The 9721-nt window shown below is 71.4% G+C and carries 10 protein-coding genes; 3 read left to right on the plus strand and 7 right to left on the minus strand.

What is annotated here, in order from left to right; translation table 11 throughout:
* Together ACWDU1_RS23560 and ACWDU1_RS23565 are read right to left on the minus strand one after the other, a co-directional pair.
* A partial coding sequence (locus ACWDU1_RS23560) for an alpha/beta fold hydrolase (RefSeq protein ID WP_450001586.1) occupies window positions 1-379 on the minus strand: 379 nt, incomplete at its 3' end.
* A 161-nt stretch (window positions 380-540) separates the two neighbouring features.
* Complete coding sequence (locus ACWDU1_RS23565; RefSeq protein WP_450001587.1) at window positions 541-1431, minus strand: alpha/beta fold hydrolase; 891 nt, start codon at window positions 1429-1431, stop codon at window positions 541-543.
* Window positions 1432-1589: 158 nt separating this feature from the next.
* On the opposite strand from ACWDU1_RS23565, the gene ACWDU1_RS23570 reads away from it, so the two are divergent.
* Complete coding sequence (locus ACWDU1_RS23570; protein WP_450001588.1) at window positions 1590-2501, plus strand: LLM class F420-dependent oxidoreductase; 912 nt, start codon at window positions 1590-1592, stop codon at window positions 2499-2501.
* Window positions 2502-2519: 18 nt separating this feature from the next.
* Here ACWDU1_RS23570 and ACWDU1_RS23575 read toward each other — a convergent pair whose 3' ends face one another.
* Window positions 2520-3425, minus strand: a complete 906-nt coding sequence (locus ACWDU1_RS23575) for a universal stress protein (protein WP_450001590.1) — start codon at window positions 3423-3425, stop codon at window positions 2520-2522.
* A 175-nt stretch (window positions 3426-3600) separates the two neighbouring features.
* On the opposite strand from ACWDU1_RS23575, the gene ACWDU1_RS23580 reads away from it, so the two are divergent.
* Window positions 3601-4098, plus strand: a complete 498-nt coding sequence (locus ACWDU1_RS23580) for a GNAT family N-acetyltransferase (protein ID WP_450001591.1) — start codon at window positions 3601-3603, stop codon at window positions 4096-4098.
* 31 nt (window positions 4099-4129) lie between these two features.
* Here the strand turns inward: ACWDU1_RS23580 and ku are convergent, their stop codons facing one another.
* Together ku and ACWDU1_RS23590 are read right to left on the minus strand one after the other, a co-directional pair.
* Window positions 4130-5044 (minus strand): non-homologous end joining protein Ku, encoded by a 915-nt coding sequence (gene ku, locus ACWDU1_RS23585; protein ID WP_450001593.1) that lies wholly within the window; start codon window positions 5042-5044, stop codon window positions 4130-4132.
* Complete coding sequence (locus ACWDU1_RS23590) at window positions 5044-6150, minus strand: lycopene cyclase family protein (protein WP_450001595.1); 1107 nt, start codon at window positions 6148-6150, stop codon at window positions 5044-5046. The genes ku and ACWDU1_RS23590 overlap by 1 nt, the downstream gene beginning before the upstream one ends.
* Window positions 6151-6287: 137 nt before the next feature.
* Between ACWDU1_RS23590 and ACWDU1_RS23595 the strand changes: the two genes are divergently transcribed.
* A complete protein-coding gene (locus tag ACWDU1_RS23595) occupies window positions 6288-7784 on the plus strand; it encodes an MFS transporter (RefSeq protein WP_450001597.1) in 1497 nt (498 codons plus the stop codon).
* Window positions 7785-7822: 38 nt separating this feature from the next.
* Here ACWDU1_RS23595 and ACWDU1_RS23600 read toward each other — a convergent pair whose 3' ends face one another.
* On the minus strand, window positions 7823-8692 hold the full coding sequence (locus ACWDU1_RS23600) for a hypothetical protein (protein WP_450001599.1): 870 nt from the start codon (window positions 8690-8692) through the stop codon (window positions 7823-7825).
* Between the two features lie 167 nt (window positions 8693-8859).
* On the minus strand, window positions 8860-9721 hold an 862-nt coding region (locus ACWDU1_RS23605; protein WP_450001601.1), incomplete at its 5' end, for a hypothetical protein.

The following is a 9721-nucleotide window of genomic DNA, read 5'->3' on the forward strand; positions in this document are numbered from 1 at the left end:
AGGCGGCCAGCCGCACCAGGGGCCCGCCGGCGCTGTGCCCGACCAGAACGAACGGTCCGTCGCCGAAATGGTCGAGGACATCGACCAGATCCGTGGCCATACGGTCCAGGTCGCGGCCGCCGGGATCGGCGGGGCTGGCGCCCAGCCCCGACCGGTCGTAGACCACGGCGCGGGTGAAGCGCCCGACTCCGGGCTGTACGAGGCCCCAGGACGAGCGCGTCGCCGCCGCGCCCGCCTCGAAGACGACCGTCGCGCCGCCGCCTTCGGCCGGGCCCGGCAGGACCATGGAGTACAGGCGCCGGCCGTCCCGGGTGGTGACCCATTCCGGGGTGCCCTGGGTATGCCGGACCGCGCCGGAATCCTGTTGTGTATCGACCATTTCGGGTGTCACCTCATGAGAGATCGCCGCCGCGAACGCGCCCCGCACCCCCGGCGATCGGATGGAACCTGCCCGCGACGCTAGCAGCGTGCGCCGTGTGCCGCACGCGTCCCGACGCCGGCGCGGACGCCCGGAGATCCGGGCCCCGGGATACGGTGAGGTCAGCCGACCCGGGTGCCGTGGAATTCCCGGAACGCGCGCATGGTCTCCGCGGGCGCCTCGAGTTGCGGGTAGTGCCCGACGGCGTCGAGTTCGACCACATCCGGTTCGGCCACCAGCTGCCGGTACCGGCGCACCATCCGCCCGCCGGACACCGGGTCGAGGGTGCCGTCGATGAACCGGACCGGGACCTGCGGCCGGGCCAGCGCTCCCACCCACCGCTCGCGGCGCTCGCGGCGTTCGGCGAGATAGTGCATCACCTTGTGGCCGTTGCGTTTTCCGTGTTTGCTGCACCAGAGCATCCAGAAGCGGTGCATCTGCTCGTCGTCGGGCTTGGAGTCGGGTCCGAAGACCGCGGCCAGGCTGTGCGCGAAGGTCTTCTCGTTACCCAACCGGCCGACCAGCGGGCCCAGCGGACCGGCGAGCAGGCGCTGGATGGGCCGCGGCCGGTGCGCCTCGGGGAACAGGCCACCGTTGAGCAGGCAGACCGATTCGACCACCAGGGAGGTGTCACCGCCCGCCCGGCGTTCGGCGTCGCGGGCCAGCAGTTCCTGGGCCACGGTATCGCCGTAGTCGTGGGCCAGGATATGGAACCGCGACACCCCCTGCTCCCGGAGCAGTTGTTCGGACAGATCGGCCTGATCGGCGATCGAATAGTCGTATTGCTGCGGTTTGGCCGACCAGCCGAAGCCGATCAGGTCGGGTGCCAGGACCGGGGCGAACCGCTCACAGAGATCGGGCCACACCAGATGCCAGTCCCAGGACGCCGTCGGGAAGCCGTGCAGGCACAGGAGCGCGCCGCCGGACCCGGTTCCGCCGGTCTGCCAGAAGATCTGGTGCCCGCGATGAGTGAAGCGCTGCCCGTTCGACCTCCAGTTCGCGAACTCGTCCATCCTCACAGCATGCACCGCCGCGGGGCGCCGGTCGAGCACGTCGCGGGCGCGTCGGCGGGTGCGGCGCGCCCGGCGGCGCCGCGGACCGCGGAGGTAGGCTCGGCACGCCCGGAACAACGAGGTCCGGGCCCTGTCACCCGGCGATCAGGAGGCCCCGCGTGCGAATCGGAATTCTGCTCGGTGAACGAACCGGAGCCGACGCCCTGCAGCGGCTCTCCGACGATCTGCGCCGCAGCGCCGACGACGGTTTCCGTTCGGCCTGGCTCTCGCATATCTTCGGCGTCGACGCCCTGACCGCGCTCGCGGTCGCGGGCAGCCGGGTGCCGGAGATCGAACTGGGCACCGCGGTCGTGCCGACCTATCCCCGCCATCCCGGGGCGCTGGCCCAGCAGGCCCGCACCACCGCGCTCGCGGTGGGCCCCGACCGGCTGACCCTCGGGATCGGGCTGTCGCACCGGGTGGTCATCGAGAACATGTTCGGATACGACTTCGCCCGGCCCGCCCGCCATATGCGCGAATATCTGTCGGTGCTGGAGCCGCTGCTGGCCCGTGAACCGGCCGCGTTCACCGGTGAGACCGTCGTCGGGAATCTCGAACTGGGAATACCGGATGAAGGGCGGATACCGGTCCTGCTGGCCGCCATGGGCGAGCAGATGCTGCGCCTGGCCGGGCGAAGGACCGACGGCACGGTGCTGTGGATGACCGGACCGGCGACCATCCGCGGCCATATCGCCCCCACGCTCGGCGCGGCCGTGGCGGAGGCCGGCCGCCCGCCCGCCCGTATCGTGTGCTCGCTGCCGGTCCTGGTCACCGGCGATATCGAGGCGGCGCGGGAACAGGCCGCTCGCACCTTCGCCATGTACGGGACCCTGCCCTCCTACCGGGCGATGATGGACCGCGAAGGCGCCGCGGGGCCCGCCGATCTGGCGATCATCGGTTCGGAGGAGCAGGTCGCGGCCCGGATCCGGGAGGTGTTCGACGCCGGCGCCACCGAGTTCGTCGGATCGGTCTTCGCCGGGGGTGACGACGCCCGGCGCACGCGTGCGCTACTGGCCTCCCTCAACAGCTGAGCGGCCGCTACCGCGGGGTCATCCGGGCCGGGTGATCATGACGGGGCAGGCCGCGTGCTGGATCAGCGATTGGCTGGTGGAACCGAGCAGCAGGCCGCGGAATCCGCCGCGCCCGCGACTGCCGACGACGACGAGCTGGGCGTCCTCGGACCATTCGCGCAGATGCTGCGCCGGAGTCGACGGGTAGACCTCCCGGCGCACGGCCACCTCCGGATACCGCTGTTGCCACCCGGCCATCCGCTCGGCCAGGACCGCCTGCTCCGCGGTCTGCAGATCCTCGGCCGGGATCTCGATATATCCGGTGCTGGCGAATTCGGTGAAGGTGAGATCACTCCAGGTGTGGACCGCGACCAGTTCGGTCTCGCGTTCGGCGGCCTCGGCGAAGGCCGCCGCCACCGCCGCATCCCCGACCGGGCTGCCGTCGACGCCCACGACCACCGGGCCCGCGGTCCTGTCCTCGCCGCCCTCGCGGACCGCGACGATGGTGCCGCGGCCGTGGGCTGCTACCGCGAGGATCGTGGAACCGAGATGGGCGACGGCGCCGCCGCGGCGGGAACCCAGCACCACCATATGCGCCGATCCGGACAGCTCGATCAACATTTTGGCCGCGTTGTGCTCCGACAGAAAGGTATCGACGGCGACGTCCGGCGCGGCCTCACGGGCCACCTGCGCTCCGGTGGCCAGCGCCTGCTCGCCGTGGGTCCGCAACATCTCCACCGCTTCGTCGACCATCGGCTTGTAGGCCATCAGCCAGGTCTTGGCCGGAGTCGAGTTCATGGCGTACGCGATCACCAGGCGCCGCCCCCGGCGCGCGGCCACCGCCGCGGCCCAGCGGATGGCCGAATGGGCGGCACCGGTGCCGTCCGCGCCCACCACCACGGCAGCGGATACGAGCCGATGCGGGTCGTCTGCGTTATCGGTCATAGGCCCGAGTATTCACCCGGCGTCCCACCCGGGCGGTATTCGGCGGGGCGTGTCCGCGCGCGATCGGCGCACCGCCGCCCGCCCGGCTTCGCGATATGGCTCACCAGCGAATTCGACTTGCGGCGCGCCGGGCCGGGGCTTGTCGAACGCGCAGAATTATGCAGATCATGATCGCGTGCTTATATCGGATGGGGTGATCGGCTTACGTCCGATCGAGGTCGCCGACGCCGCGGCGCATCTGGCCGCCCAGGACGGGGAAGCGGTGCGCCCCGCGCGGGGCCCGGGATCCCCGAATATCGTCGCCGAATTCGAGCGCTGTGCGGCGGCCTGGGCCGCGGACGAACCGTGCCGGACATTCGGCGTGGTGGATATCGCGACGAGCGCGCTGGCCGGCACGCTCGATCTGGCGCTGGAACAGGAATTCCTGGCGAAGCGGCAGGCCGATATCGGCTACGGGATCTACGCGAACTGGCGGGAACGCGGGGTGGCGGGCCGCACCGTGGTGCTGGCCTGCCGGTACCTGGCCCGGCACGATCTGGCCGACGAGGCGGTATTGCGGATCGCGACCGGGAACGCGCGGGCGATGGCACTGGCCCGCCATCTCGGCTTCCACTACCACCACACCGAGCGCGTGGCCGACGGCGGCCTCGAGTGGTACATCCAGGCGATATAGACGCGACCTCGCACGGGGCGGTACGCGGCGCTCACGCGCCCTTGCGAGTCCGCTTCCGATCGGCTTTGGCGGGGGCCGCCTTCTTGGCCGGAGCTTTGCGCTGGGTGGATTTGCGCGCGGTGGATTTCGCGGCGCCCTTCCCGGACTCCGCTGCACCGCCGCGGGCGCCACTTGCCTCCAGACTGCGCTGCAGCGCGGCCACCAGATCGACGACCTCGGCATCGGATTCCGCGGCTTCGGCCTCCGGCCGTTCCGGGGCCTTGCCGTCGCCGCGGGCGATGGCGTCCTCCAGCAGACTTTGCAGCTCCCGCTGGTATTCGTCGGTGAACTGATCCGGGTCGAAATCCTCCGACATCGATTCGACCAGGGTCTCGGCCATTTTGATCTCCTGCGGCCGCGGCGCCGTGGCGTCCTCCAGGGATTCGAACGAGACCGATCGCACCTCGTCGGGCCACAGCAGGGTCTGCAGCACCAGCATGCCGTCGCGCACGCGCATGGCGGCGAGCCGGGTCTTCTGGCGCAGCGTGAAATGGACGAGCGCGGTGCGGTCGATCCGGTCCAGGGTGGCGGCCAGCAGGACATAGGCCTTGGGCGTGGTGGAATCCGGTTCGAGATAGTAGGTCTTGTCGAAGAGGATCGGGTCGATCTGATCCGAGGGCACGAATTGCAGGACCGGGATCTCGTGTTTCTCGGCCACCGGTAATTTGGCGAAATCGTCATCGGTCAGGATGACTTTGTCGCCGTCCGGAGATTCGTATTGTTTATCGATATCGGCGAACTTGACGGATTGCCCGCATACCGTGCAGACGCGGTCGTATTTGATCCGGCCGCCGTCCTTGGCGTGGACCTGATGGAATTTGATGTCGTGGTCCTCGGTGGCGGTGTACACCTTCACAGGGACGTTCACCAGCCCGAACGCGATCGAGCCTTTCCAGATTGACCGCATCACTCCATGATGACCGAAGCCGACCCGGTGTGCGAGGGCGCCGGGAAATGGAGTGTCGCCGCGGCGAGCCGGGTCCGGGCGGAACCGGGAAGTGCCGCGAAGAGCCGTGACATCGCGCCGAGCATTCCGGCGAGGTCCTCGCGGTCGGAGAGATAGGCGCGTTGCAGTTCGATATCGAGATCGAAGAACGCGTCGAAGAAATCCGGTAGCCCGGCCGGGGGCAGGCTCAGCAGCGCCCGCAGCCCGGCCCGCCGCAGCCGGTGGACCGCCCGGGCCGGCAGGGTCCAGCCGGACCCGCCCGCGGCGATATCGTCGGCGGCCGACAGCGCGGCGGCCACGCTGTAGCCGGTGGCCGGATGCAGATATCCGCCCGCCGCCCCGAAGGTGCCCGCTCCGGGCGCGCCGCCGGTCATGCGGAACCGTACCCGCTCCACCCGTTCGTCCCCGCGGATCTCGATCCCGCGCACCCGCAGGCGGTGGCGTAGCCGCCGGGCCAGCTCGGCCGGCTCGATCGCGGGCGCGCCCACCAGGCAGGTTTCTTCGGCCAGGACCGTATCCGCGCCGAGGGGGACGCTGTAGAGGAACGAGCGCGGCTCCCGCGGATCGGTCCCGTTATCGGCGCGCCAATCCATGAAAAAGGCCGCATCGGTCTGTGCGCTCCGGGGCAGCACCAGGCCGAACGCGGTCTGTTCGGGGGCGCCCGCGCGCCGGGGCAATCCCCGCGCGTCCACCACACGCTCGGCTCGCAGGACAGGTCCGGTATCCAGGCGCACCTCGTATCGGCCGATCGCCTCGGCACGGGCCGCGAGTACGGTCGCGCCGGTGAGGTCGAGGCCGGTTTGCAGGCGGGCCGTATCGAGGACCACGTAGGGGCGGGTGAGCCGGTGTTCGCGCCGGCCGTAGGCGCGAGGTTCCGCGACGGTGGCCGCGATCGCGGCGGGCTCGAGCCAGGCAGGTAGTTCGTCGGCCCAGGCGGCGTAGGTCGCGCGCCAGCGCCGGTCCGGGTGTGGATCCACCACGGTGACCGCCATCCCCCGGGCCAGGCACCGGTGCGCGAGCGCGCGCCCGGCCGGACCGAGACCGCAGACCACGATATCGGGGCTCACCGCTGGATCGAAGCACGAACGGCTCCGGCCGGTCCTGTCGGGGTGTGATCGGCGATATCCGAGGCGCCTGCCAGGAACAGCCGCGGGCCCCGGGCATGTTACGACTAGGTGAACCGACAACCGGGAAGGGATCCTCGATGACGGAACTGGAGACGGCACGGGCCGTGCCGACGGCCGGCGGCGACCGGCGCGGCTGGTTCGGCCTGGCCGTGCTGCTGTTGCCGGTGCTGCTGGTGTCGATGGATATGTCGGTGCTGTTCCTGGCCCTGCCGACCCTGACGGCCGATCTCGACCCGACCGCCGCGCAGCAACTGTGGATCCTGGACATCTACGGGTTCCTCATCGCCGGTCTCCTGATCACCATGGGGAACCTGGGGGACCGGGTGGGCCGCCGCAACGTGCTGCTGGCCGGTGCCACCGTCTTCGGTATCGCCTCCGCGCTGGCGGCCTTCGCGCCGAGTGCGGGCGTGCTCATCGCGGCCCGGGCGCTCATGGGTATCGGCGGTGCCACCCTGCTGCCGTCCAGTCTGGCGCTCATCTCGAATCTCTTCCCCGACCAGCGGCAGCGTTCCACCGCGATCGGGATCTGGACCGCGTTCTTCGCCGGCGGTTCGGCAGTCGGGCCGATCATCGGCGGCATACTGCTGCACCACTTCTCGTGGGGTTCGGTGTTCCTGATCAATGTGCCGGTGCTGCTCGTCCTGCTGGTGTTCGCGCCGATCCTGCTGCCCGAACACCGGGCCACCGCGCTGGGCCCGCTGGATCTGCCGAGTGTCGCGCTGTCGATCGGCGGCATCCTGCCCGCGGTGTACGCGGTGAAACATATCGCCGAGTACGGGCCGGACGCGGAAGCGCTGCTGAGTGCCCTGGCCGGCGCGGGCCTGCTCACGATCTTCATACGCCGTCAGCGGCGGCTCGCCGAACCACTGCTCGACCTGTCCCTGTTCCGCCGGGCCCGCTTCTCGCTGGCGATCGGATCGAGCACGGCGGGCATGATGTCGCTGGCCGGCCTCAGCTATCTCAGTAGTATCTGGCTGCAATCGGTCACCGGGCGCGATCCGCTGCAGGCGGCCCTGCTGGGGATCCCGATGGCCGTAACCGTTTTCGTGTTCTCCGTCGGCGGCGCCTCCGTAGGCCGCCGGCTGGGTGTGCGCTGGGCCTTCGCGCTCGCGCTGCTGGTGGCCGCGGCCGGCAATCTCCTGGTGCTCGGTATCGGCGTGGACGGCGGCGCGGGCTGGTACGTGGCGGGCTCGGCGATCGCCGGCGTCGGCTACGGCATCGTGTTCACGCTGGTCTCGGACGTCGCGGTGGCGTCGGTCCCGGTCGAACGGGCGGGCTCCGCGGTGGGGATCTCGGAGACCAGTTTCGAACTCGGCAACGCCCTGGGGCTGGCGCTGCTCGGTTCGCTGGCCGCCCTGGTCTTCCGGTCCTCGGGTGAGTTCGCGCCCACGCTGGGCGAGACCATTCAGCGCTACGGGACCGATACCGGGCTACTGGACGCCGCGCGGGCGGCATTCGTCACCGGCGCGCACGTCTCCCTCGCGGTGGGCGCCGCGGTGCTGCTGGTGATGGCGGGGGTCGCCGTCGTGGTGGGTAAGAACGGCCGGTCGTCCGCACGGACGACCGGCCGGTAGGACGCCGGCGGCGCGGCGCGCCGCCGGGTACCCCGGGATTACTGCGGCGGGGTTCCGTAGGGTGCCGCGGCGAATCCGTCGGCCGCGCCGATCGCGCCGCCGACCGCCGCACCGGCGGCCATCGCCGGCGCCGCGATCACGGCGTAGCCGATGGCGGCGCCGAGCACGGGGCCGATCACCAGCCCGATCGGCAGGAACGGAATACCCGAGATGAATCCGGCGACCGCGCCCACCATGGCCGATGTCGCCGCGATCGGCGAGGCCAGCGTATTGCCGACCGACGCGCCGATGGCGGCCGAACCCATGGTCTGCGCGGCGATCCGGTCCGACCGGCTGCGCTCGACGCCCACCGAATCGAGGAAGGTCGCCAGCTGGGCTTCGGTCTGCGCCGCCCCGGTATTGATCTCCCGGACATCGAACGGCGCGTCCATGATGACGTTGCCGATCCGCAGTTTGCCCGGGGGCGCCTCGATGGGTGCCACCGGGGCGACCGGCAGCGGCGCGTGCAACTCACCCTGGGGGGCGAGATAGGCGTACTCGGGCAGCGGCCGGGTCGCCGGTGTCGGGGCGGGCGCCGGGACGGGGTCGGCGACCGCCGCCGGCGTGGGCGCCGGGACGCGGAACGGCGCGGCGGCGACCGCGAAGGTATCGGCCGCCGATCGGACGGCCACCTGTGCCGCCTCGTGCGCGGAGACGGTGAGATCGCGGATCGGATCGGTGGTGGCCGGTGCCGTGAGGAGCAGATCCGCCGGCAGGGCCGGGATCGGGGATGACGCGGGTGGAGCGGGGAGTGCATCGGCATTGGCCGTACCGGCGCCGATCAGCGTCGCGATGAGCGGGATCGCGCCCGCCGCGACTACCGAGCCGGCAGCCCGCCGAGACGGACCGGTAGCTCTGTGCTTACCCATGGTCGCCTTTCTCCGGGAAATTGTCGGTATGCACGACATTCGGACCGGAGCGTCCGGCGGATGGGATTCGCCTGTCCAGAAGGCTTGCGCGGGGCCCCCGGAACGGCGGGTTCGAGACGCCGCCCGGAGGGTGTGCCCGCAGGTTGCGGGCTGTTCGCAGACCCGGCTCAGGGGGCGGAGGCGGGCGGGATACCGAAGGGCGGGGCCGTGAAACCCTCGGTGGCTCCGATGGCCCCACCGAGTGCCGCGCCCGCGATCATGGCTGGGATGGTGACGATGCCGTACCCCACGGCCGCGCCGAGAACCGGGCCGATGACCAGACCTGTCGGCAGGAAGGGGATCCCGGCCACGAATCCGGCCGCCGCCCCGAGCATCGCGAACGGGATGGCCACCGGGGCGGCGACCGCGGTGCCGATCGCCGCGCCGACGGCCGCGGTGCCGAGGGTCTGGGCGGCCATCCGGTCGGCCCGGCTGCGTTCGATCCCCACCGAATCGAGGAAGGTCGAGATCTGGGCCTCGGCCTGGGCCGCACCCGCGTTGACGTCGCGCACGTCGACCGGCGAGGTCATCACCATGGTGCCGATACGCAACGTGCCGGGTGGGGCCTCGATGGGTGCCACCGGCGCCACCGGAACCGGCGGGTGCAATTCGCCCTGCGGCGCGAGGTAGGAATGCTCCGGTACCGGCCGGGTGCCCGGCAGGGGTGCACCGGCCGCGATCGGCGGCGGCATCGGCGCGACCGCCGGGGCGGGCCGGACGAGGGGCGCCGCCGCGGCCGTGACGGCGTCGGTGGCCGACCGTACCGCGTCCTGGACGGCGGCGCCGGCCTGCCACAGCGGATCGGCGGCCGGATTCGGCGCCGGGACCGGTGCGTTCGCCGGGAGGGCCGGTAGGGGAGGCGGTGCCGGGAACGCATCGGCCTCGGCGGTGCCGGCGCCGATCAGCGTGACGATGAGCGGGATGGCGCCCGCCGCGAGGACCGAACCGGCAGCGCGCCGGGCCACACCGGTAGTGCTGTGCTTCCCCATG

The sequence above is a fragment of the Nocardia sp. NPDC003345 genome (assembly GCF_053589395.1).